Origin of the sequence: Pseudomonas sp. NFPP04 (assembly GCF_900113815.1) — a bacterium.
In the GTDB taxonomy this organism is placed as follows: domain Bacteria; phylum Pseudomonadota; class Gammaproteobacteria; order Pseudomonadales; family Pseudomonadaceae; genus Aquipseudomonas; species Aquipseudomonas extremorientalis.
The window spans coordinates 306,405-328,043 of the sequence record NZ_FOQS01000003.1; the positions used below are offsets into that span (position 1 = coordinate 306,405).

General features: G+C 61.1%; 21 protein-coding genes. 12 read left to right on the forward strand and 9 right to left on the reverse strand.

Going from position 1 to position 21,639, the window contains the following annotated elements; all coding sequences use genetic code 11:
- Positions 1-80: 80 nt before the first annotated feature.
- The 7 genes from cobU to BM017_RS08775 all read left to right on the forward strand — a co-directional run bounded on the left by cobU (position 81) and on the right by BM017_RS08775 (position 5,369).
- Complete coding sequence (gene cobU / locus BM017_RS08745) at positions 81-602, forward strand: bifunctional adenosylcobinamide kinase/adenosylcobinamide-phosphate guanylyltransferase (RefSeq protein WP_092242963.1); 522 nt, start codon at positions 81-83, stop codon at positions 600-602.
- A complete protein-coding gene (cobT, locus tag BM017_RS08750) occupies positions 599-1,654 on the forward strand; it encodes a nicotinate-nucleotide--dimethylbenzimidazole phosphoribosyltransferase (RefSeq protein WP_092242965.1) in 1,056 nt (351 codons plus the stop codon). The genes cobU and cobT overlap by 4 nt, the downstream gene beginning before the upstream one ends.
- Entirely contained in the window at positions 1,651-2,226 is a 576-nt protein-coding gene (cobC, locus tag BM017_RS08755; protein WP_092242967.1) for an alpha-ribazole phosphatase family protein, read from the forward strand. Before cobT ends, cobC begins: the two co-directional genes overlap by 4 nt.
- A 2-nt stretch (positions 2,227-2,228) precedes the next feature.
- Complete coding sequence (locus tag BM017_RS08760) at positions 2,229-2,957, forward strand: adenosylcobinamide-GDP ribazoletransferase (protein ID WP_092242970.1); 729 nt, start codon at positions 2,229-2,231, stop codon at positions 2,955-2,957.
- Positions 2,958-2,999: 42 nt separating this feature from the next.
- Complete coding sequence (locus BM017_RS08765; protein ID WP_058424943.1) at positions 3,000-3,404, forward strand: MarR family winged helix-turn-helix transcriptional regulator; 405 nt, start codon at positions 3,000-3,002, stop codon at positions 3,402-3,404.
- Between the two features lie 63 nt (positions 3,405-3,467).
- Positions 3,468-4,667, forward strand: a complete 1,200-nt coding sequence (locus BM017_RS08770; RefSeq protein WP_170856058.1) for an MFS transporter — start codon at positions 3,468-3,470, stop codon at positions 4,665-4,667.
- Positions 4,668-4,817: 150 nt separating this feature from the next.
- Positions 4,818-5,369: a glutathione peroxidase gene (locus tag BM017_RS08775; RefSeq protein WP_092242976.1), complete on the forward strand. Its 552-nt coding sequence runs from the start codon at positions 4,818-4,820 to the stop codon at positions 5,367-5,369.
- A 65-nt stretch (positions 5,370-5,434) separates the two neighbouring features.
- On the opposite strand, the gene BM017_RS08780 is transcribed toward BM017_RS08775, so the two are convergent.
- The 4 genes from BM017_RS08780 to BM017_RS08800 all read right to left on the reverse strand — a co-directional run bounded on the left by BM017_RS08780 (position 5,435) and on the right by BM017_RS08800 (position 8,608).
- The gene (locus BM017_RS08780; protein ID WP_092242979.1) at positions 5,435-6,724 is read right to left on the reverse strand and encodes an OmpP1/FadL family transporter; all 1,290 of its coding nucleotides are present in this window, start codon (positions 6,722-6,724) and stop codon (positions 5,435-5,437) included.
- 146 nt (positions 6,725-6,870) lie between these two features.
- Positions 6,871-7,353: a hypothetical protein gene (locus BM017_RS08785; RefSeq protein ID WP_092242982.1), complete on the reverse strand. Its 483-nt coding sequence runs from the start codon at positions 7,351-7,353 to the stop codon at positions 6,871-6,873.
- Positions 7,354-7,633: 280 nt separating this feature from the next.
- Positions 7,634-7,858 (reverse strand): hypothetical protein, encoded by a 225-nt coding sequence (locus BM017_RS08790; RefSeq protein WP_005790139.1) that lies wholly within the window; start codon positions 7,856-7,858, stop codon positions 7,634-7,636.
- Positions 7,859-8,302: 444 nt separating this feature from the next.
- Positions 8,303-8,608 (reverse strand): hypothetical protein, encoded by a 306-nt coding sequence (locus BM017_RS08800; protein WP_092242984.1) that lies wholly within the window; start codon positions 8,606-8,608, stop codon positions 8,303-8,305.
- 457 nt (positions 8,609-9,065) lie between these two features.
- Between BM017_RS08800 and BM017_RS08805 the strand changes: the two genes are divergently transcribed.
- Entirely contained in the window at positions 9,066-9,389 is a 324-nt protein-coding gene (locus BM017_RS08805) for an SEL1-like repeat protein (protein ID WP_025855837.1), read from the forward strand.
- Between the two features lie 175 nt (positions 9,390-9,564).
- Complete coding sequence (gene rmuC, locus BM017_RS08810) at positions 9,565-10,929, forward strand: DNA recombination protein RmuC (RefSeq protein ID WP_170856059.1); 1,365 nt, start codon at positions 9,565-9,567, stop codon at positions 10,927-10,929.
- Between the two features lie 24 nt (positions 10,930-10,953).
- On the opposite strand, the gene BM017_RS08815 is transcribed toward rmuC, so the two are convergent.
- The 3 genes from BM017_RS08815 to BM017_RS08825 all read right to left on the reverse strand — a co-directional run bounded on the left by BM017_RS08815 (position 10,954) and on the right by BM017_RS08825 (position 15,533).
- Positions 10,954-14,424, reverse strand: a complete 3,471-nt coding sequence (locus BM017_RS08815; protein WP_092242987.1) for a hybrid sensor histidine kinase/response regulator — start codon at positions 14,422-14,424, stop codon at positions 10,954-10,956.
- A gap of 117 nt (positions 14,425-14,541) precedes the next feature.
- Positions 14,542-14,925: a YbaN family protein gene (locus BM017_RS08820; RefSeq protein WP_071491302.1), complete on the reverse strand. Its 384-nt coding sequence runs from the start codon at positions 14,923-14,925 to the stop codon at positions 14,542-14,544.
- A gap of 20 nt (positions 14,926-14,945) precedes the next feature.
- Positions 14,946-15,533 carry a UPF0149 family protein gene (locus BM017_RS08825; RefSeq protein WP_058424934.1) on the reverse strand — a complete coding sequence of 196 codons (588 nt, stop codon included), beginning with the start codon at positions 15,531-15,533 and terminating at the stop codon, positions 14,946-14,948.
- A gap of 265 nt (positions 15,534-15,798) precedes the next feature.
- On the opposite strand from BM017_RS08825, the gene recQ reads away from it, so the two are divergent.
- Together recQ and BM017_RS08835 are read left to right on the forward strand one after the other, a co-directional pair.
- On the forward strand, positions 15,799-17,925 hold the full coding sequence (gene recQ, locus BM017_RS08830) for a DNA helicase RecQ (protein ID WP_092242990.1): 2,127 nt from the start codon (positions 15,799-15,801) through the stop codon (positions 17,923-17,925).
- A gap of 121 nt (positions 17,926-18,046) precedes the next feature.
- On the forward strand, positions 18,047-18,481 hold the full coding sequence (locus tag BM017_RS08835; protein WP_058424932.1) for a MarR family transcriptional regulator: 435 nt from the start codon (positions 18,047-18,049) through the stop codon (positions 18,479-18,481).
- A 229-nt stretch (positions 18,482-18,710) separates the two neighbouring features.
- Here the strand turns inward: BM017_RS08835 and BM017_RS08840 are convergent, their stop codons facing one another.
- A complete protein-coding gene (locus tag BM017_RS08840) occupies positions 18,711-20,900 on the reverse strand; it encodes a patatin-like phospholipase family protein (RefSeq protein WP_092242993.1) in 2,190 nt (729 codons plus the stop codon).
- Positions 20,901-20,984: 84 nt separating this feature from the next.
- Here BM017_RS08840 and BM017_RS08845 point away from each other — a divergent pair, with 84 nt between their 5' ends.
- Positions 20,985-21,272, forward strand: coding sequence for an Rdx family protein (locus BM017_RS08845; RefSeq protein ID WP_058424930.1), 288 nt, complete (start codon positions 20,985-20,987; stop codon positions 21,270-21,272).
- 42 nt (positions 21,273-21,314) lie between these two features.
- Here BM017_RS08845 and BM017_RS08850 read toward each other — a convergent pair whose 3' ends face one another.
- Positions 21,315-21,596 (reverse strand): hypothetical protein, encoded by a 282-nt coding sequence (locus BM017_RS08850; RefSeq protein ID WP_092242996.1) that lies wholly within the window; start codon positions 21,594-21,596, stop codon positions 21,315-21,317.
- Positions 21,597-21,639 lie beyond the last annotated feature (43 nt).

Genomic DNA, 21,639 nt, shown 5'->3' on the forward strand with positions numbered 1-21,639 from the left:
ACGCCATCGGGAGCAAGCTCCCTCCCACAGGGAGCCGTGCCAGCTTCGAGGGCCCCACTGGCGAAACGAGGTGTTATGTCATGCTCCAGCTGATCCTCGGTGGTGCCCGGTCCGGCAAAAGCCGCCTCGCCGAAAAGCTTGCCAGCGACAGTGGCTTGCCCGTCACGTACATCGCCACCAGCCAACCGCTGGATGGCGAGATGAGCGCGCGTGTCGCGATGCATCGCCAGCGTCGCCCCGACCATTGGAGGCTGATCGAAGAACCCGTTGAACTGGCGCGGGTACTGCGCGACAACGCGGCAACCGAGCGCTGCCTGCTGGTGGATTGCCTGACCCTGTGGCTCACCAATCTGCTGATGCTTGAGGATTCGCATCGTCTGGCCGCCGAGCGCGATCAACTGTTGGAAACCCTGGTCGCGCTGCCGGGTGAAATCATTTTTGTCAGCAACGAGACCGGTCTGGGTGTCGTGCCGCTGGGCGAATTGACTCGCCGCTATGTGGATGAAGCCGGTTGGCTGCATCAAGCCTTGGCCGAGCGATGTCAGCGTGTTGTCCTGACCGTCGCCGGCCTGCCCCTGACTTTGAAAGGTACTGCGTTATGACTGACACCTGGTGGCTCAACCCGTGTAAGGCGATTGACACTCAAGCCTACGAACACGCCCTGGCACGCCAACAGCAACTGACCAAACCGGCCGGCTCCCTCGGCCAGTTGGAAGCGCTGGCGGTGCAATTGGCTGGCTTGCAGGGCCAGGTCAAACCGTCAGTGGACGCGCTGTGGATCGCCATCTTCGCCGGTGACCATGGCGTGGTCGCGGAAGGTGTGTCGGCGTTTCCCCAGGAGGTCACCGGGCAGATGCTGCACAACTTCGTCAGCGGTGGTGCGGCTATCAGCGTCTTGGCGCGGCAGCTGGAAGCACAGTTGGAGGTGGTCGACCTGGGCACGGTGACCCCGTCCCTGGACCTGCCCGGTGTGCGTCACCTGAACATCGGCGCGGGCACCGCCAATTTTGTCAACGGCCCGGCCATGACCGAGGCCCAGGGGCAACGTGCCCTGCAAGCCGGTCGCGACAGTGCGCGGCGTGCGTTGGCTAGCGGTGCACAGCTGTTTATCGGCGGCGAGATGGGCATCGGCAACACCACCGCCGCCAGTGCCCTGGCGTGTGCCTTGCTCGACTGCCAGGCCAGTGACCTGACGGGGCCGGGCACCGGCTTGAATGCCCAGGGCGTGAGCCACAAGGTGGCCGTGATCGAGCGCGCACTGGCGGTGCATGCCGCCCAACGCGGCGATGTCTTGCAGACCCTGTTCAATCTCGGCGGCTTCGAGATCGCCGCGCTGGTCGGTGCATACCTGGCGTGTGCCCAGGAAGGCATCGTGGTGTTGGTGGATGGGTTCATCTGCACCGTCGCGGCACTGGTCGCCACGCGCCTGAACCCGGCATGCCGCGAGTGGCTGGTGTTCGGCCATCGCGGCGCCGAGCCTGGCCATCGTCATGTGCTGCAACACCTCGACGCGCAGCCGTTGCTGGAACTGGGCCTGCGCCTGGGCGAAGGCAGTGGTGCGGCGCTGGCAGTGCCGTTGTTGCGCCTTGCCTGTGCATTGCACGGGCAGATGGCGACCTTCGCCGAAGCCGCCGTGGCGGACCGCCCGGCATGATCTTGCACCTCGACCTGCTGCGCCACGGCGAAACCGAGCTGGGTGGCGGCCTGCGCGGCAGCCTGGACGATGCACTCACCGCCAATGGCTGGGTGCAGATGCGCGAGGCCGTGGTGGCGCGGGGGCCGTGGGACCGCCTGATCAGTTCGCCGTTGCAACGCTGTGCGCGATTTGCCGAAGAATTGGGCGCCCGGCTCAAGCTGCCGGTGACGCTGGAGAAGGACCTGCAAGAGCTGCACTTCGGTGCGTGGGAAGGGCAGAGTGCGGCGACCTTGATGGAGACCGACGCCGGAGGGCTGGGGCTGTTCTGGGCCGACCCTTATAGCTTTACACCGCCGGACGGGGAGCCGGTCAGCGCCTTTTCCGAACGGGTTCTGGGTGCTGTCTCACGTTTGCATCAGGCATATGCCGGTGAACGGGTGTTGTTGATCAGTCACGGCGGTGTGATGCGCCTGTTACTGGCGCAGGCGCGTGGCTTGCCCCGGGAGCAGTTGTTGAACGTCGAGGTCGGTCATGGTGGGCTGTTCAGCCTGCAGGTTGCGGCTGACGGAACTCTGAAGGAAGGGGAGTAGACGTGCTGCCATTCTGGATCGCCCTGCAATTTCTCAGCAGCCTGCCGATTCGCCTGCCGGGCATGCCACAGCCTCAGGAACTGGGGCGTTCGCTGCTGTTTTATCCGGTGGTAGGCCTGTTGTTCGGCGTGCTGTTGTGGGCGCTGAACAGCGTATTGATGGGCGCGCCATTGCTGCTGCATGCCGCACTGTTACTGACTGCCTGGGTATTGCTCAGTGGCGGCTTGCACCTGGATGGCCTGGCGGACAGCGCCGATGCCTGGCTGGGCGGCTTCGGTGACCGCGAGCGCACGCTCACGATCATGAAGGACCCGCGCAGCGGGCCGATTGCCGTGGTGACGCTGGGGTTGGTGCTGTTGCTCAAATTCACCGCGTTGGTGGCCTTGATCGAGCAGCAGAACGGCGTGGCACTGATGCTGGCGCCGCTGATCGGCCGCGCCTCGATGCTGGCGCTGTTTCTCACCACGCGCTATGTGCGTGCAGGGGGACTGGGCCAGGCACTGTCGGATCATTTACCGAGGATTGTCGGTCAACAGGTACTGATCCTCAGTGGTCTTGCCTGCATCCTGATTGGCGGCTTCAGCGGCGGGGTTGCGGTATTGCTCGCGGCGGTCTGCTTTCTGGGGCTGCGCCAACTGATGGTCAATCGCCTGGGCGGCACCACCGGTGACACCGCTGGGGCCTTGCTGGAGCTGCTGGAAGTCGTGGTGTTGGTCGGCCTGGCGCTGTAACACTTTCTTGCATTTCCTTAATCGCGGGTATATACACGTTCCATGCTTGCCTCCCAATGTTTATGTACCAACCTGCGACGTGCCGCCCGTGGCGTCAGCAGGCATTACGACGGCGCTCTCGACGGCTTCGGGATCAACGTCGCCCAGTATTCTTTGCTGTGCAACCTGCAACGACTCGACCAGCCGAGCATTTCCAGCCTGGCGGAAGCCATGGGCCTGGATCGCAGCACCTTGGGCCGCAACCTGCGGGTGCTGGAAGGCGAGGGCCTGGTGCAACTGGTGGAAGGCGACGACCTGCGCAATCGCCTGGTGATGTTGACCCGGGAGGGTGAGGCGCGACTCGCTGCCGCATTACCCGCCTGGGAGGCGGCGCAGCAGAAATTGATCGATCAACTCGGCGCGGAAAAACGCGAAACCTTGTTGGCCTTGCTGGACGAACTCGCCTGAAAGGGAGTTTGTTCGAATACAAGCGGGTATATACCCGCGAGCGGAGAATAAGAAATGACCTCGATGTGGCGCACCAGTGGCTGGATTCTAGTGGGGAGTGCGCTGATCCTGGCGTTGTCGTTGGGCGTGCGCCACGGTTTCGGCCTGTTCCTGGCGCCGATGAGCAGCGAGTTTGGCTGGGGCCGCGAGACCTTCGCCTTCGCCATCGCCCTGCAGAACCTGATCTGGGGTCTGGCGCAGCCGTTCACCGGCGCCCTGGCCGACCGTTTTGGTGCCACCAAAGCGGTGTTTGTCGGCGGTGTTCTGTACGCCGTTGGCCTGGTGTTGATGGGCATGTCCGATTCGGCGTGGTCGTTGTCCCTCAGTGCGGGCTTGTTGATTGGTATCGGCCTGTCCGGCACCTCGTTCTCAGTGATTCTGGGTGTGGTCGGCCGCGCGGTGGCGCCGGAAAAACGCAGCATGGCGATGGGGATCGCCAGTGCTGCCGGTTCGTTCGGCCAGTTTGCGATGGTACCGGGCACGCTGGGTTTGATCAGTTGGCTGGGCTGGTCGGCGGCATTGCTCGCACTGGGCTTGATGGTGGCGCTGATCCTGCCGCTGGTCGCCATGCTCAAGGACCGGCCGCTACCGGCGCTGGCCGGCCAGCAGACCCTGCGTGAAGCCTTGAAGGAAGCCTGTTCCCATTCCGGCTTCTGGCTGCTGGCGTTCGGCTTTTTTGTCTGCGGTTTTCAGGTCGTGTTTATCGGCGTGCACCTGCCGGCTTACCTCGTAGACCAGCACTTGCCGGCCACGGTTGGCACCACGGTGCTGGCCCTGATTGGCCTGTTCAATATCTTCGGGACCTACACCGCCGGCTGGCTCGGCGGGCGCATGTCCAAACCGCGCTTGCTGACGGGCTTGTACCTGCTGCGTGCGGTGGTGATCGTGCTGTTTCTGTGGGCGCCGGTCACCGAGATTACGGCCTACCTGTTTGGCATGGCGATGGGCTTCCTGTGGCTATCCACGGTACCGTTGACCAACGGCACCGTGGCGACGCTGTTTGGTGTGCGAAACCTCTCCATGCTGGGTGGGATCGTGTTCCTGTTCCACCAGTTGGGTTCGTTCCTGGGTGGCTGGTTGGGCGGGGTGGTCTATGATCGAACCGGCAACTACGATTTGATCTGGCAGGTGGCGATTCTGTTGAGCCTGCTCGCCGCCGCCCTGAACTGGCCGGTGCGTGAGCGGCCGGTGGCGCGCTTGCAGGCGCAGATGGAGGCGGCATGAGTGTAGCGTTACGCGGTCTGATCCTCGTCGCGGGGCTGATCCTGGTGCTGCTGGCCTGGTGGGGCTGGCAGCATGGCGGGCTGGCGTTGATGCAACTGGGTATGGCGATCTGTTAAGTTCGTGGTCTGAATACTTTTAAGGACACACGACATGCAGATGCGTTGGCTCGCTGTACCCGTCCTGATGGCCATTGGCAGTGCCGCCCTGGCCGCCAGTTGCCCGCCGCTGCTGGAGGGCCAGTTGCCCAAGCTGCGCGCCAAGGAATCCATCGACCTGTGCCAGCGTTTTGCCGGCAAGCCGCTGGTTATCGTCAACACTGCCAGCTTCTGCGGGTTCGCCCCGCAGTTCAAAGGCCTTGAGGCGTTGTACCAACGCTACAAGGGCCAAGGGCTGGAAGTGATCGGCGTGCCGTCCGATGACTTCAAGCAGGAAGCCAAGACTGGCGAAGAGACTGCCAAGGTCTGCTACGTGAATTACGGCGTGACCTTCACCATGACCGAGCCACAGAAGGTCAAGGGACCGGATGCGGTGCATCTATTCAAGGTGTTGGCGCAGCAGACCGACGCGCCGCCGAAGTGGAATTTCTACAAGTACGTGGTGGATCGGCAGGGCAAGGTGATTGCCAATTTTTCCAGTTTGACCAAGCCGGACAATCCGGATCTGATCAAGGCGGTGGAACAGGCGATCGCCTCCAAACCTTGAGGGCCAGCCATTAAAAAGCCCCGCTTCCTTTGCAGGAGAGCGGGGCTTTTTCATGCGGTGTCAGATCAGAACTTGTACGTTACGCCCAGGCCAAAACCGTTGGCGCTGTTCTCGTACTTAGCATTGTAGGACTGGCCCAATGCGTTGGCGCGAGCGACCTTGACTGGTTCTTCCTTGAGGTAGGAGTAAGCCAGATCAACGGTCATATTCGGCATTACATCGTAACCAAGGCCGAGACTGAAGATAGTCCGGTCACCGGTTGGGATGCGCGGCGAACGGTCTTTGTTGTTGGTCGGCGACTGGTCGAAGGTCAGGCCGGTACGCAGCACCACTTGCTTGGTGACGCGATACGAGGTACCCAAGGCATATGCCCAAGTGTCGTGCCAGTTCTGGTCTTCTTTGATGGTACCGACAATTTGCGGAGCCAAAGCACCGCTACCGGCTGCGGCCGATACACCTTCGTTGTTGACGGTAATGTCTTTCAGTCGGCTCCAACGGGTCCAGGTAGCGCCTGCGTAGAGTTTCCACGCGTCGCTCATATCTTGAGTAACCGAGAAGTCCCAGGATTCAGGCGTGTCGATCTTCAGTGACGCGTCGTAGCGGCCATTGTTCAGCGCGAAAGCCGGAACGTTGGTGCCTTTGGTCACTTCAGTATGGCCTTCGAGCTTGTACTTCACTTTCGAGTGGTAGGTCAGGCCCACGCGAGTTGTATCAGTGGCTTGAACCAGCAGGCCGGCATTGAAGCCGACGGCGGTGTCATCTCCCTTGATCTTGATGTTGTTGGAGCCGGTACCATTGATTGGCAGGTTGATATCGGACTCGAGCGTACCAGCGATACGGTTGATGGTCGGCCCAAAACCAATGGAAACCCGATCGTTGAAGGCGTAGCTCACCGTAGGCTGGAAGGTGATGACCGTCACTTCGCTTTTGCTGCCAAAAGCTTTGCCTTGGAAGCCATTTTCGTAGTCTGTCACGAGGCCAAACGGAGCATAGACGCCGAAACCGACAGCCCATTGTTCATTGAGTTTATTGGTGTAGAAACCGAAAGGAACGGCAGTGAAAGGCACCATATCGCCTTTGTTCGTGCCTGAAGAGCGGCCGCTGACATCCTTGATGTTGCTTGAGGCATCAATCGCTGCAACACCGCCAGTGACTTGCTGGCCTTCAAGGCGAGCCATACCGGCAGGGTTACCATAAACGGTACTTGCATTTTCGGCAGAAGAAGAGCGGCCTGCGAAACCCGTTCCCATTCCCGCGACGTCTTGTTCGTTAAGGGCGAAGCCACTTGCGAACACGTGGGAAGAGGCCATTGCAACGGCGAGGCTAAGTGTGGTCTTGAGCATTACTTTTTTCATTATTAGAACTCCGTGGTGATCACCGCTGCGGAAAGTAACAATAAATTTAACATCGCGCTATAGGCTGTAATGCAGGAGATAGAGCGGTTTTGTAGGACAATCCGACCAAAATTCTGATTTTTTGGCGAATCTTGCAAATTGCCCGGTCAGCAAACCACCTGATTCATGGGTGAAACACAGGTTTGCCAGGCTTGAGTGAAATCGCGCAGCCTTCCTTGTGGATGAAAAATTTCTTTCCAGATACGTGCCATGCCCAGCACATCACCGGGCGGGGGCAGTGCAGGGGTGTGTTGTTCCACCAAAAGCCAGGCGATGGCCGTGGCATAACGCAGGTTGACCGTCAGCTCAAGTTGCGGTGCGCTGAGGAACGCGTGCTGGCTGGCGAGGCCGCGTACCAGGCTGGCGCGCTCGGGGTCCAGCGCCAGGTAGTCGTCCCACAACGCGCGGTGGCGCGGTTCGGTGATGCTGTACAGGCCGTGTCCACGCCGGTCGTGCAAGGCGGAACCGAGTTCCGACTGGCTGGCGGCAATGCCCAGCAGCAGTGACTCGGCCGTCGGGTTATGTCGGCCAAGGTACATCAACGTCGGCCTGATCACATAACGACACAATTCGCTGGCAGCGATACCCATACAAGCCTCAATCCGTGAAAGTGGTCGACGAGGCCTGAGAAGGTGGGGGCTTGGCAGCAGTGGATCGGATCTCAGGCTCGCCGGAAGCGGATCATGCCGCTTGAGTTGAAGTGTAGTGTCATATTTGCGATGTAAAGGACTGTTTTTAAAACATCTTCTTCATTTAGTTATAACGTTTATATCTATTTGAACTTAGTGCAAGAGCTCGGTGGGCAAATTCCGGGCAATAAAAAACCCTGCTTTTTAAACAGGGTTTTTGTGTTTCAGCGACTCGGGTCGATCAGGCAGTCAGTGCCTGACGGGTACGCTCGATCACGGCCTGCAGCGGTTCTGCGCTGGAGTATTGATCGGGGTACAGGCGTTCGCTGTGACGAGCGATGCCGTGTTCGTTGACCAGGGTGAAGCTGAAGCAGCCTTTGCGAGCGGCCATGATCAGGCAGTTCATTGGAGCAAAAGCGTTGGTGAGGGTGCGAATGGCATCCTGAGTGTGGATTTGAGCGTTCATAATTATTGGTGTTCCTACAAATGACACAGATAAGAACCGTGCCGTATTAAAACGTTCCAGTGACGTTGATCACCATTGATCGAACGAAGAACCCGACTGGAACAAAGCAGCCAGTTTGAAGCGCTATTAAGTTAGGCGCGCTTGGGCTGGCAGGTAGGTACTTAGGAGGGCAGGCGACACAACAGGGGCAAAGGTTCTGGGCCCAGGGTGAAGATCCTGATCAATTTGCAGGTTGGTTCGGTCAGAGTATGGAAACTTCGCGGCACCCTTTGCTTGTTCAAAGGCAGTGTCGTCGCAAGTGATACCTGGAAACCATCGAGGTGGTCGATCCCGTGTTGTACAAGGGAGTTGTTCGACCAGAATTGACTTTCAGCTTGGTACTAACGCCGCGGATAGTAACGGATTGAAACGGGTAAGGGAAGTGTGTTAGCCAAAAAACTTCAATCAGCCGCCCAGCAGGCCCCGATAAGCCAGTACCGTGGCTGCCGCTGCCAGCGAACAACCCAGCCCGTAAGCGGCAAGGGTCAAGCGCAGGGATTGGCCGGTCTCGACCACTTTCATCACGTCACCCATATCGTTGATCCTGCCTTCGCCGAGCTCAATGCACAAGCTCACGGCCGTGAACGCCGCCGACAGCAGAATGGCGATGGCGAACAGTGCCCCGTCCGGAGAGGGCAGCGCCGCATTGATTCCCAAGGAAATGGCACAGATGGCCAGGAGCAGCACCGCGAACAACAGAATTCCCTTCATCGACCCCTCCACCGTTGCGCTGTAGGTCGGGGAGTGTGGCGAGCCCGGCAAGATTTGAAAAGTCCCTGGTTGGCCTTGGCGGTAACATCTTTGCAGCAAGTTGCTTCAAAAAACGCCGGTGATATAACCGTCGGATGGGTAGTTGTGCACATTAGTTGCGGGGTGTGTAACCACGCTGTCAACTGCTCTGAGGGGCTGCCATTTGCCTGCAATGGAAATTTAAGTCAATGAAAAATATGGCTTTTTTTTATTGGTGAAAAAATCGTCAGTTTGACTGCGGCCCCCATTCCATGGGGCTTTGCGCGAGTTAAAGGGGGGTTGTCCACTGAGTTATCCACAGCTTCTGTGGATTGTCCCAAGCGCTTGCTCTAGAACGGGCGTGCAGAGTTTTTTCAGCTTTACCTGTACGAAAAAAAGAGTAGAGTGGCGCGCCTTCTGATCTGTCCCACAGTGCTTTATGAAGTTTCGCTCAGTATCACCTTCTGTTACCGATACCCCTCAAACTGTTACCGCCCCCAAGCGCTTCTCCTTGAAAGTTGCCTTGTGGCTGCTCGACAGCCCGCGCCTGGGTCATAACACCAACGTCAAACACTTCGCCGGGCGCTTGCTCAAGCAGCCCGCCCGTGAAGGCGTGGTCGCTGCCCAAAGTCGCCTGGGCCAACTGATGTGCCGTGAATGTGGGAATGCCCGCGACCGCCGCATCGGCCACGACCTGTTGCGCCTGGCGGCCCGTGCCGGCGACCGTCGCGCCCAGCGTGAACTGGGCCAGGTCGAAGACTGAGCTGTCCTCAGGCCCTGGGCTCCGCTAACCTTGCTTTTTTTCGGTGATGGCAGACATGTCTATGGTTTTTGACTGGACCAGTATCGCCCTGGGCCTCGCAGGCGCTGCCGTGCCTTTATTGGCGGTGTGCTGGCAGCTTCAGCGGCGTCTGACCGCACGCATGACCGGCTGGGAACTGCTCGAAGAGCGCCTGGCCACCGCACAACTGGCCCAGGAGGGCCTCGCCGCGCAGTTGGATGCCAGCCGCGACGAGATCAGCGATCTGAGCCAGGCCAACGCCGCCAAGCAGGCCGACCTGGCTGCCTTACGCCGCGAAGTCGAGCTGCTGCAGATCGACCGCGACAATGCCCGCGACGCCGCCCACGCCTGGAACCTCGACCGCAGCGCCAAGGAGACTGAGCTGCGCCGCCTCGACGCTCTTTCAGCTGCCTTGCGCGCCGAACTGCGCGAACAACAGGACAGCCATCAACAACGCCTAACCGACCTGCAAGGCTCGCGGGATGAGCTGCGCGCGCAGTTCGCCGAGCTGGCCGGCAAGATCTTCGATGAGCGCGAACAGCGCTTTGCCGAAACCAGCCAGGAGCGCCTGGGCCAATTGCTCGACCCGCTGAAGGAGCGCATTCAGTCTTTCGAAAAGCGCGTGGAAGAAAGCTATCAGAACGAGGCGCGCGAGCGTTTTTCCCTGGCTAAAGAGCTGGAGCGCCTACAGCAACTGAACCTGCGTCTGTCGGATGAAGCCACCAACCTGACTCGTGCGTTGAAGGGCCAGAAAACCCAAGGCAACTGGGGGGAGCTGATCCTCGAACGGGTATTGGAGCACGCGGGCCTGGAAAAAGGCCGTGAGTACCAGACCCAGGTCAGCCTCAAGGGCCCGGATGGCGAGCGCTTCCAGCCGGACGTGCTGATCATGTTGCCTGGTGACAAGCAGGTGGTGGTGGATTCCAAGGTCAGCCTCACCGCGTATCAACAATACGTGGCGGCGGATGATGAGGTCATCGGCCAGGCGGCCCTGAAACAGCACGTACTGTCGCTGCGTAATCACGTCAAGGGGCTGGCGAGCAAGGATTACAAGCGCCTGGAGGGCCTGCACAGCCTGGATTTCGTGTTGCTGTTCGTACCTATTGAAGCAGCGTTTTCCGCTGCGTTGCAGGCCGAGCCGAACCTGTTCCAGGAAGCCTTCGACCGCCATATCGTGATCGTCAGCCCGACCACGTTGCTGGCCACCCTGCGCGTGATCGACAGCCTGTGGAAGCAGGAACGCCAGAGCCAGAATGCCCGGGAGATCGCCGAGCGCGCCGGTTGGCTGTACGACAAGTTCGTGTTGTTTATCCAGGACCTGGATGAAGTGGGTAACCGTTTGCAGCAGTTGGATAAGGCTTACAGCGCCGCGCGTAACAAGCTGACAGATGGGCGCGGAAATCTGGTCAGCCGGACTGAGCAATTGAGATTGCTCGGTGCGCGGGCCAGCAAGAGTCTTCCTGCTGATTTGCTGGAACGGGCGATGACCGACTCAGATGGCGTGGCCCATCTGCCCGAGTAACGGTAGGCGTCGGCCTGCCGTCTCCTACAAAGGCAGATGCCGACTCAACAATGCCCGCAACGCTGCCGGTTTCACCGGCTTGGCCAGGTAATCCAACCCCGCCGCATGCACCTCGGCCACCATCTCCGGGCGGCCGTCGGCGCTGATCACCACGCCGGGAATCGGCTCCGCCAATTGCGCGCGCAGCCAACCCATCAGTTCAGTCCCGGTTTCGCCATGGTCCAGATGGTAGTCCACCAGCGCCAGTTGCGGACGCACGCCATCGGCCAGCAATGCCGCGCATTGCGCCTGGTCGGTGGCGGTCCAGACTTCACAGCCCCAGCGCGTCAGCAGGCTGCGCATGCCGATCAGGATGCTTTCTTCGTTATCCACGCACAGCACCTGCGCACCGCTCAGCGGCAGGCCGGTTTCCTGCGGCGTCCTGACCTGCGGGCTGGTCTGGTTGCGGGCCAGCGGCACGCGCACGCTGAATACGCTGCCCTTGCCGGGCCATGAACGCACACTCAGGCGGTGGCCCAGCACGCGGCACAGGCCGTCGGCGATCGCCAGGCCCAACCCGAGGCCTTTCTCGGCGCGGGTCTGGTGGCTGTCCAGGCGCTTGAATTCCTCGAAGATCACCTTTTGTTTATCCGGTGGGATTCCCGGGCCACGGTCCCACACTTCCAGGCACAGCGCGTCTTTACGTCGGCGTACGCCGAGTAGCACCGGGCCGTCGGCATAACGGAATGCGTTGGTAAGAAAGTTCTGCAGAATCCGGCGGAGCAACTTGATGTCGCTGTCCACGCGCAAACGACTGCCGCGCAGGCGGAAGCGCAGACCTTGCTCCTGGGCCAGCGCCTTGAACTCGGCGCCCAAGGTGTCGAACAGTTCGTTAAGCACAAAAGGCTGGCGCTGCGGATTGATCTTGCCGTTTTCCAGGCGCGAAATATCCAGCAGGTCGCTGATCAGGTCTTCGGCGGAACGCAGTGAGCTGTCCAGATGCTGCACCAATTGCCGGGCTTCGCTGGAGAGGCCGTCCTGCTGGTGGGAGAGGGCGGCGGAGAACAGGCGCGCGGCATTCAGGGGTTGCATCAGATCATGGCTGACCGCCGCCAGGAAACGCGTCTTCGACTGGCTGGCGGACTCGGCCACGCCCTTGGCGTCGGTGAGCGCCACGTTCAACTGCGACAGTTCGTGGGTGCGCTCGGTGACCCGTTGTTCCAGGCCTTCGTTGGCCTCTGTAAGGGCTTGCTCGGCTTCACGGAACGCAGTGATGTCGGTGAAACTCATCACGAAGCCACCGCCGGGCATCGGGTTGCCGATTAGCTCGATCACGCGACCATTGGGAAACAAGCGTTCAGACGTGTGCGCACGGCCCTGGCGCATCCAGTGCAGGCGGCGCGCCACATGCACTTCGGCCTCACCTGGCCCGCACAAGCCACGTTCGGCGTTGTAGCGGATGATGTCGGCAATCGGCCGGCCGACGCTGATCAGTCCGTCCGGGTAGTTGAACAGCTCCAGATAACGCCGGTTCCAGGCCACCAACTTGAGGGACTGGTCGACCACGCTGATACCCTGGGTGATGTTCTCGATAGCGCCTTGCAGCAAGGCGCGGTTGAACTGCAGCACTTCCGAGGCTTCGTCGGCGATGCGTACTACGTCCTCCAACTGCATTTCCCGCCCTTCAATGGCGGCTTTCACCACGGCACGGGTCGAGGAGGCACCGAGTACACCGGCCAGCAACCGCTCTGTGTGCGCGATCCAGTCGTTGTCGGCATTCTGGTTGGGGTTGAAGCCTTTGCCCTGACGATAGGCGAAGCGGATAAAACTCTGCTGGGCGCGTTCTTCACCCACAAAGCGCGCGGCCAGGCTGAGCAAATCACTGATCTGCACCGACAGCATCGAGCGGGCGCTGGCGCGTTGGCTGATTTCCTGGCCAATAAAACGCCCGGCTTGCCAGTGTTCGGAAACCCGCGTGCGCGACAGCATCGACACCCACACGAACAGCGTGAAGTTGCCCGCCAGCGAGAACACGGTGCCCAGGGTCAACGACGTCACGGACAGACCCAGTGGGTGGGAATGCATCCACGTCAGTCCTGGGAAAAGGCTGAGGGACCAGCCCAGGCTTTTCGCCGTTACCGGTAGGACCAAGGTGTAGAACCATAGGAAAGTGCCCGCTGCCAGCCCGGCAAACACGCCGCGTCGGTTGGCCTGTTTCCAATACAGCGCACCGAGCATCGCCGGTGCCAGTTGAGTCACGGCGGCAAAGGCGATCTGGCCGATGGTCGCCAGGCTCGCGGTGGACCCCAGCAGGCGGTAGCTGACGTAGGCCAGCAACAGGATGATGACGATGCTGACTCGGCGTACCGACAGCATCCAGTGGCGGAACACTTCGAACGGGCGCTCGGCACTGGAGCGGCGCAGCAGCCACGGCAGTAGCATGTCGTTGGAGACCATGGTCGACAGGGCGATGCTCGCCACAATCACCATGCCGGTGGCCGCCGAGGCGCCGCCGATAAAGGCCAGCACCGCCAGCGCCGGGTGGGCTTCGGCCATGGGCAGGCTGATCACGTAGGAGTCCGGCAGCACCGAGCCCGGCAGCATCATCTTGCCGCCCAGGGCGATCGGTACTACAAACAGAGCGGCCAGGATCAGGTAGGCGGGGAACACCCATTTGGCCAGACGCAGGTCCTGAGGGTCGATATTTTCCACCACCGTGACATGAAACTGCCGCGGCAGGCAGATGATCGCCATCATTGCCACGCCGGTCTGCACCACCATCGACGGCCAGTTGACGGTCTCTTTCCAGTATTCCTCCAGCCTTGGCGCCAACATGGCCTGGCTGAACAGGTCGCCGAAACCGTCGTACAGGCCGTAGGTCACAAACGCGCCGACCGCCAGAAAGGCGAACAGCTTGACCAGGGATTCAAACGCGATCGCCAGCACCATGCCCCGGTGGTGCTCCGTCGCGTCGAGGTTGCGCGTACCAAACACGATGGTGAACAGCGCCAGCACCAGCGACACAATCAACGCGGTGTCCTGGGCGCGGGTGCCGGTGGTGTCCGCGCCCGCGCCGATCAACAGGTTCACGCCCAGCACGATGCCTTTGAGTTGCAGGGCGATGTAAGGCAATACGCCGACCAGGCAGATGAGTGCGACCACCACCGCCAGCGATTGGGATTTGCCGTAGCGCGCGGCAATAAAGTCGGCAATGGAGGTGATGTTTTCCTGCTTGCTGATCAGAATCATCTTCTGCAGCACCCAGGGTGCCAGCACCAGCAGCAGCACCGGCCCCAGGTAAATCGGTAAAAACGCCCACAGCTGTTCGGCGGCCTGGCCTACGGCGCCAAAGAAGGTCCAACTGGTGCAATAAACTGCCAGCGACAGGCTGTACACCCAGGCACGCATGCGCGGCGGCAGTGGCGCACGGCGACGATCACCGTAGAAGGCGATGGCAAACATAATGGCCATATAGGCCAGGGCAACGGCGGCGATCAGCCCGCTGGACAGCGTCATGGTAACTCCGAGCATAGGAACGCCCGGGCATTCCAGGCCCGGTTGGACAGTCTCGCATGATGCCTGGGGTTAGTCAGTGTCGACCAAGGTCGTGTGGGATCGAATGTCGCAGGTCATTCAGCGCGGTGGCAGGGTTTTCTGGCGCAGGATGTAGATTGTCACCAGCACGGCGCTGGTCAGCATGAAGCCGCGCGCCCACGGTAGGGGCACTAAATAGCAGGACACGCCGATGCTCAGCCACATCAAGCCGATGGCGTAGACCTTGCCCTTGAGCGGGATGCCGTTGCCGTCCAGGTAATCACGGATCCACGGGCCAAGGCGCGGGTGTTGCACCAGCCAGTGGTAGAAACGCGGGGAGCTTCGGGCGAAGCAGGCAGCGGCGAGCAGCAGGAAGGGCGTGGTCGGCAATACCGGTAGGAAAATGCCGATGACCCCCAGCGCTACGCTCAGCCAACCAATGGCCAGCAGCAGGTAGCGCAGGAGCAGCGGACGGTTGCCCATGGGTGTCACGGGCAAACGACTCAGTGGTGGCGTGGCTTGAGGATCGCCGGTTTTTCGTCAGGGGCGTTGCACAGCAGGTACAGCGCGGTGAGGGCTTCCGGGATCTGCACGATCATGTCGTCCATCAGGTTGGCGTCGGCGGCGATGTCGGAGAACTCCGGCTGGTCGTCGAACAGACCCGAACCGACCATGATCGGCAGCAGCATTTCGCTGACTTCTTCCTCGGCGGTTTCGAACCAGGCGGCTTCGCGCAGGAACACGCCTTCCATGAAGCCGATACACCAGCCGCGCAGGTCGGAGTCATCCGGCTCTTCGCCCAGGTCCAGTTCGCACGGCAGCTCGAACTCTTCGTCCGAGGCCAGCTGGCGACCGATGTGGGCCTTGAGGGCCAGCAGGGTGGCTTCGATTTCTTCGCGTTGGGCGGCGTCGGTGTAGTGCGGCTCTTCGGCGAACAGCGCGTCGATCCATTCACGGTCAGGCACGACCTCGGAGCAGATCGACAAGGCGGTCAGGTAGCCGTGGGCGGCCACGTAGTCCAGCGCCTCGTCATGCAGCTCATCGGCGTCGAGGAAGGCTTGCAGGCGGGTTAGTTGCTCAGCGAAGGACATTGAAGAGTTACCTTGGGAATAAACGATGCTGAATTCTAGGCTTTCTTGAGCGCCCAGGCCAGCCGCACGGCATTTTAGATCGTGGCGGCTATTCGTCAGTGATGCCCTTTGCCGCAGATCGCTCGGGTATACTGCCGCGTTTTGTGATGCCCTTGCAGGCCAAGCGCCAGCCCGCGAAAACTTCGCTTACGGATTATTTCCCGTGAAAGCGTGTTTTTTCGGCCAGCCTGTACAGAGGGATTTCGGCACCATTTTGGAGTTTTACATGCTCGAGCAGGCTCAACGCGTCCTCAAGGACATCTTCGGCTACGACAGTTTTCGTGGCCGCCAGGGTGCGATCATTGAGCGCGTGGCTAGTGGCGGTGACGCACTGGTCCTGATGCCTACCGGTGGCGGCAAGTCTTTGTGCTTCCAGGTGCCGGCGCTGTTGCGCAATGGCTTGGCGGTGGTGGTATCGCCTTTGATTGCATTGATGGACGACCAGGTGGCAACCCTGGAAGAGCTGGGTGTCGCCGCCGCATCGTTGAATTCCACCCTCAGTGCCGAACAGCAGCGTGACCTGGCCGCTCGCATCAAGCGCGGTGAAGTGAAGATGCTCTATCTGGCGCCCGAGCGTCTGGTGCAGCCGCGCATGCTGGCGTTTTTGCAGAGCCTGGAAATCGCCCTGTTCGCCATCGATGAAGCCCACTGCGTATCGCAATGGGGTCATGACTTCCGCCGCGAGTATTTGCAGCTCGGCCAATTGGCGGAGCTGTTTCCCGATGTGCCGCGCATTGCGCTGACCGCGACCGCCGACAAGCGCACCCGGGAAGAAATCGTCGAGCGCCTGCATCTGCAGAACGCCGAACGCTTCCTCTCAAGCTTCGACCGACCGAATATTTTCTATCGCATCGTGCCCAAGGAGCAGCCGCGCAAGCAGTTGCTGGCGTTCCTCTCCGAGCGGCGCAGCGATGCGGGCATCGTCTATTGCCTGTCGCGCAAGAAGGTCGATGAAGTGGCTGCGTTTCTCTGCGAGCAGGGCTACCCGGCGCTGCCGTACCACGCCGGCCTGCCCAACGAAACGCGTTCGGCGCACCAGAAGCGCTTCCTCAACGAGGAAGGCCTGATCATGGTGGCTACCATCGCGTTCGGCATGGGCATCGACAAATCCAACGTGCGCTTCGTGGCGCACATGGATTTGCCCAAATCCCTCGAGGCGTACTACCAGGAAACCGGGCGTGCCGGCCGTGACGGTTTGCCGGCGGATGCGTGGATGGTCTACGGCCTGCAAGACGTGGTGATGCTCAAGCAGATGTTGCAGAACTCCGAAGGCGACGAGCGACACAAGCGCCTGGAGCAGCACAAGCTCGACGCGATGCTCTCGCTGTGTGAGGAAACCCGCTGCCGGCGCCAGACCCTGCTGGCATATTTCGATGAAGACATGCCTGAACCCTGCGGCCACTGCGATAACTGCGTCGATGGCGTGCAGACCTGGGATGCCACCGAGCCGGCACGCCAGGGTTTGTCCGCTATCTACCGCACCGGCCAGCGTTATGGCGTGGGCCACTTGGTGGATGTCTTGCTGGGCAAGGACAACGAGAAAGTCCGCAGCTTTGGTCACGAAAAGCTCTCGGTCTACGGTGTCGGCAAGGCCCGCGCCGAAGGCGAATGGCGTTCTCTGTTCCGGCAGATGGTCGCGCGTGGATTGGTAGACATCGACATCGAAGGATTCGGCGGCTTGCGTCTGAATGACAGTTGCCGGCCCTTGCTGAAAGGCGAGGTCAGCCTGGAATTACGCCGCGACCTCAAGCCGCAGACCACCGCGAGGACCAGCACCAGTCAGGCCAGCCAACTGGTGCGTGGCGAGGAGCGCGAGCAGTGGGAAGCCTTGCGCACCCTTCGGCGCAAACTGGCACAGGAACACAGCGTGCCGCCGTACGTCATTTTCCCCGACTCGACGCTGTTGGAAATGTTGCGCGAACAGCCCACCACCATGGCCGAGATGGCGCGCGTCAGCGGCGTGGGGGCGCGAAAGCTGGAGCGTTACGGCCAGGCGTTCCTCGAAGTGCTCGGCGGCCAGGCCGAAGCGCCGAAGGAGGTCGCCGATATCCGCCACGAACTGATCAGCCTGGCACGCGCCGGCATGACCCCGATCCAGATCGCCGGTCAGTTGCAATGTTCGGAAAAAAACGTCTACACCTTGCTTGCCGAATCCATCGGCAAGCAGCAGTTGTCGTTGGAGCAGGCCCTTGACTTGCCAGAGGATCTGCTCGGTGAGATCCAGGATGCGTTCCTCGACGGCGAGGGCGAATTGCCACCTGTTGCGGAGATTGCGCCGCTGTTTACCGGGCGTGTTCCAGAGGGGGTTTTGTACTGCGTGCGCGCGGCTTTGCAGTCTGAGTTCGAAATTTAGTGTGGCAATTACGACAATGTAACGAATCAGTACATAGCAACTCTTGCCTATGGGCAAAGCTCATGCTTAGCTGACTAATAATTAGCCACACTTTATTTTCAGTCTAAACAATGAGTTTTTTATGTCTTTAACCGATCAACATCGTTTTGGCATGCAGCTGGCGCAAATGTCCCGTGGGTGGCGCGCCGAGCTGGACCGCCGTCTGGCGGGGCTTGGTTTATCCCAGGCGCGCTGGCTGGTTCTGCTGCACTTGGCTCGTTTTGAAGAAGCACCCACACAGCGTGAGCTGGCGCAAAGCGTCGGCGTCGAAGGGCCTACACTGGCTCGCCTGCTGGACAGCCTTGAAGGCCAAGGCCTGGTGCAACGCCAGGCGGTGGTGGAAGACCGTCGTGCGAAGCGCATCGTGCTGTGTGATACGGCACGCCCCCTGATCGAACAAATCGAAACCATTGCCACCGCCCTGCGCCACGAGCTGTTTGTGGGGGTGGACGAAGCCGACCTGAGCGTGTGCATGCGCGTGCATGGGCACATCCTGGCGAATCTGGAAAAGTCCTGAAGAAACCACCGGGCGGGCTTGCTGTGGCCAGCGGTGCTGTGGTGGTGAGCAGATTTGTTGTGGTGAGCGGGCTTGTCCCGCGTTGGGCTGCGAAGCAGCCCCCCTAAAGTCACCGCGTTTTTTCAGCTAGAAATCAGTCGTCTGTTTTTGGGGCCGCTTCGCAGCCCAACGCGGGACAAGCCCGCTCGCCACAATAGCGCCGGTCTCCACACGGGTTCTGAGCAAGACGCTAAAACGTCTGCCCCAGGTTCAGATACACCGCCTTCTGGTTGTCATCGTTGAACCCATAGCTGAAATTCAGCGGCCCCAACGGCGTATCGAACCCCAGGAAAATACTCGCCGCGTTGATATAGCCGCTGTCGAATTCGTTGTCGTTGTTCCACGCCCGGCCGCGTTCAAGTGAAGCGCCCAGGTACAACGGGAAATCCAGTGGCAGGTACGAACGGGGCGTAAGCCTGCGGTAGTACACCGCCCGCATCAGGCTGACGTTCTGCCCCGAGATCGCATCCTGGCGGAAGCCCGATAGCTGTCGCGCCCCGCCCAGCAGGAAGCTGGAAATCACCACATCCGAATCATCCAGGGTGCGCCCGTAGCGTCCACCCAGCACCAGGGTGTCCGGACCGTGGCTCATGGCTTTGTCGAGCTTGAACTCCCACTGGCGGTAGCGCTGGTCCGAGCCCAGGCCGGGTTCGAACTCGCGGTAGGCCAGGCCGATGTCTTCGCCGGTGTGGGGGAAGTACACGTTGTCCAGGGAATCGAAGGAGTACTTCAGTTCATAGAAGCCTTCGCTGAAACTCACGCTGGGCAGGTCGCGGTCGCCGATGCGCACGTCCGCCTTGCCCCAGGCTTCGCCGACGCCGAAGCGGATCTCGCCGCTGTTGCCGATCTGGCGGCCGACGTTCAAGCCAAAACCGTAGCGTTCCAAGCGGTATTCGGAGATGGGGTCGTTGTCCAGGATCAGCTCGACGTTCTGCGCCTGGGCCCTGATGTACGGTGCGACAAAGTAGCGCGAGCCGGTGTCCATCGGCTGGTAGAACTCGCTGTACAGCTCCTGGCGATCCCCGATCTGCACCCGCGTGAGCCATTCCGCACCGAGCCGGTTGATGCCATTCATGCGGTAGCTGGCGCCGAGGTTGAAGGCGCTGTCGCCGCGCATGTCATCCGACAGGTTCAGGCCCAGGCGCAGGTAGTCGGTGCCGCTGCGCTTGCCCCGCGCGCTGATCACCAGCGTGTTGTCCTGGCCCTTCTTGACCACGCGGTATTGCACTTGCTCGAAATAATCCAGGCCGTACAGGGTGCCCATGTCCGTTTGCAGGCGTCCCAGGTTGAGCGGCTCGCCCAGGGGTTGGCGAATGTAGTAGCGGATCACGTCGTCGCTGACTTTCGAATCGTTCTCCACGCTGATCGCGGTGATCACCGGGGTGCGTTCGCCCGGCGTGCGCGCGGCCACCAATTGCGGGTCGACCGGCTCGGCGGGGCGCAGGTGGGCCAGGCGCATGTCAAGGGCACGGGTGGCGCGGTAGCCGGCGTCGATCATGTCCTTGGCGCGGCCGAAGTCGGTCACGCCATAGGCGGCGAGCGGCGGCTGGATCAGCACGTCCTTGGGGTGCAGGTCCTTGAGTTGTTCCTCGGAATTGCGCCGGGTCATCAAGGTGATGGACTGGTTGAGCACGTCCACCACCGTGGCCAGTTGCTTGCGTGAACGCAGCGGGGTGCCGATGTCCACGACTATGGCGATGTCTACGCCCATCTCTCGCGCCACATCCAGCGGGATATTGTCGGTCATGCCGCCATCCACCAGTAGCCGACCGTCCAGTTCCACCGGTGCGAACACCGCCGGGATCGACATGCTGGCGCGGATCACCTGGGGCAGGTGGCCCTTGCGGAACACCACCTTCTCGCCGGTGGTGATGTCGGTCGCCACCGCCCGGAAGGGGATGGGCAACTTGTCGAAGTTACGCGTGTTGCTGGTGTGGGCGAACATGCTTTCCAGCAGCAGCGCCAGGTTCTGGCCCTGGATCACACCCAGTGGCAGGCCCAGGCTGCCGTCGTCGCGAAAGCTGAGTTTCTGCTTGACCAGGAAGTCCCGGTCATCCTGTTTGCGCCGGAACGGCACGTCTTCCCGCGGCGGTGCGTCGGACAGGGCCTGTTGCCAGTCGATACTCAGCGCCAGCTTTTCCAGTTCATCGATCTTGTAGCCAGAGGCATACAGCCCACCGATCACCGCGCCCATGCTGGTGCCGGCAATCGCGTCGATCTGGATGCCTTGTTCTTCCAGCGCCTTGAGCACGCCGATATGGGCCAGGCCTCGGGCGGCGCCGCCGGACAGCACCAGGCCGATTTTCGGACGGGGCGGTTCAACGGCGTCGGCAAGCAGAGGGAGCAGGCACAGCAACAGGCAGGACAGCAGGCGGCGCATCAGGAATCTCGGGGCTGGGCGATAAAGGCCGGTATTATAGCCACTCGATCCGTCGAGCCCGTCATGCCAGGAGCCTTTCAAATTATGTCCACAAGCAAACCCGAGATCGTCATCACCTATTGCACCCAGTGCCAGTGGCTGCTGCGTGCCGCGTGGCTGGCTCAGGAACTGTTGAGTACGTTTGCCGATGACCTGGGCAAGGTCTCACTGGAGCCGGCCACCGGCGGCGCGTTTCGCATCACCTGTGATGGCGTACAGATCTGGGAGCGCAAGGCGGACGGGGGCTTTCCCGAAGCCAAGGTGCTCAAGCAGCGCGTACGCGACCGGATCGACCCGCAGCGTGACCTGGGGCACAACGACCGTACGCAGTGAACGTCACCGCCCTATCAAGGGCGGTGACCCTCTGGTGCGGCCCTATTTGGCGGCCATCTTTTGTTTGATGAAGCCAATCAGCCACGTCAGTATGAGGCCGCCTATACCACCCCCCACAATGTTGCTGCCAACTGCCGCCACATCCAGCGCTTCACCGCCCGAGGTGCCCGTGAATGCCGCGACGACCTGGCCCAACGCCAGTCCGCCGACACCCCCGATCAGTGTATTGAGCCCGGTCCCGAGGCTCTGTTTGGTCATGCCGGCGACGTTGCCGCCGACTGCCCCGCTGATGATCTGTACCAATAAGCTGATGAGCATTTCCATGGTAAAGCTCCCGCATCGCGTTGAGGTTGTGACCACTCGCTTG

Excerpts from the sequence above, each read along its gene's own strand:
- cobC (WP_092242967.1), top strand. The coding sequence starts at position 1,651 with ATGATCTTGCACCTCGACCTGCTGCGCCACGGCGAAACCGAGCTGGGT.
- BM017_RS08780 (WP_092242979.1), bottom strand. The coding sequence starts at position 6,724 with ATGAAAAAAGTAATGCTCAAGACCACACTTAGCCTCGCCGTTGCAATG.
- BM017_RS08785 (WP_092242982.1), bottom strand. The coding sequence starts at position 7,353 with ATGGGTATCGCTGCCAGCGAATTGTGTCGTTATGTGATCAGGCCGACG.
- BM017_RS08840 (WP_092242993.1), bottom strand. The coding sequence starts at position 20,900 with ATGCGCCGCCTGCTGTCCTGCCTGTTGCTGTGCCTGCTCCCTCTGCTT.
- BM017_RS08765 (WP_058424943.1), top strand. The coding sequence starts at position 3,000 with ATGCTTGCCTCCCAATGTTTATGTACCAACCTGCGACGTGCCGCCCGT.
- BM017_RS08770 (WP_170856058.1), top strand. The coding sequence starts at position 3,468 with ATGTGGCGCACCAGTGGCTGGATTCTAGTGGGGAGTGCGCTGATCCTG.
- recQ (WP_092242990.1), top strand. The coding sequence starts at position 15,799 with ATGCTCGAGCAGGCTCAACGCGTCCTCAAGGACATCTTCGGCTACGAC.
- cobU (WP_092242963.1), top strand. The coding sequence starts at position 81 with ATGCTCCAGCTGATCCTCGGTGGTGCCCGGTCCGGCAAAAGCCGCCTC.
- BM017_RS08790 (WP_005790139.1), bottom strand. The coding sequence starts at position 7,858 with ATGAACGCTCAAATCCACACTCAGGATGCCATTCGCACCCTCACCAAC.
- BM017_RS08805 (WP_025855837.1), top strand. The coding sequence starts at position 9,066 with ATGAAGTTTCGCTCAGTATCACCTTCTGTTACCGATACCCCTCAAACT.
- BM017_RS08825 (WP_058424934.1), bottom strand. The coding sequence starts at position 15,533 with ATGTCCTTCGCTGAGCAACTAACCCGCCTGCAAGCCTTCCTCGACGCC.
- BM017_RS08775 (WP_092242976.1), top strand. The coding sequence starts at position 4,818 with ATGCAGATGCGTTGGCTCGCTGTACCCGTCCTGATGGCCATTGGCAGT.
- BM017_RS08845 (WP_058424930.1), top strand. The coding sequence starts at position 20,985 with ATGTCCACAAGCAAACCCGAGATCGTCATCACCTATTGCACCCAGTGC.
- cobT (WP_092242965.1), top strand. The coding sequence starts at position 599 with ATGACTGACACCTGGTGGCTCAACCCGTGTAAGGCGATTGACACTCAA.
- BM017_RS08815 (WP_092242987.1), bottom strand. The coding sequence starts at position 14,424 with ATGACGCTGTCCAGCGGGCTGATCGCCGCCGTTGCCCTGGCCTATATG.
- BM017_RS08800 (WP_092242984.1), bottom strand. The coding sequence starts at position 8,608 with ATGAAGGGAATTCTGTTGTTCGCGGTGCTGCTCCTGGCCATCTGTGCC.
- BM017_RS08835 (WP_058424932.1), top strand. The coding sequence starts at position 18,047 with ATGTCTTTAACCGATCAACATCGTTTTGGCATGCAGCTGGCGCAAATG.
- BM017_RS08820 (WP_071491302.1), bottom strand. The coding sequence starts at position 14,925 with ATGGGCAACCGTCCGCTGCTCCTGCGCTACCTGCTGCTGGCCATTGGT.
- BM017_RS08850 (WP_092242996.1), bottom strand. The coding sequence starts at position 21,596 with ATGGAAATGCTCATCAGCTTATTGGTACAGATCATCAGCGGGGCAGTC.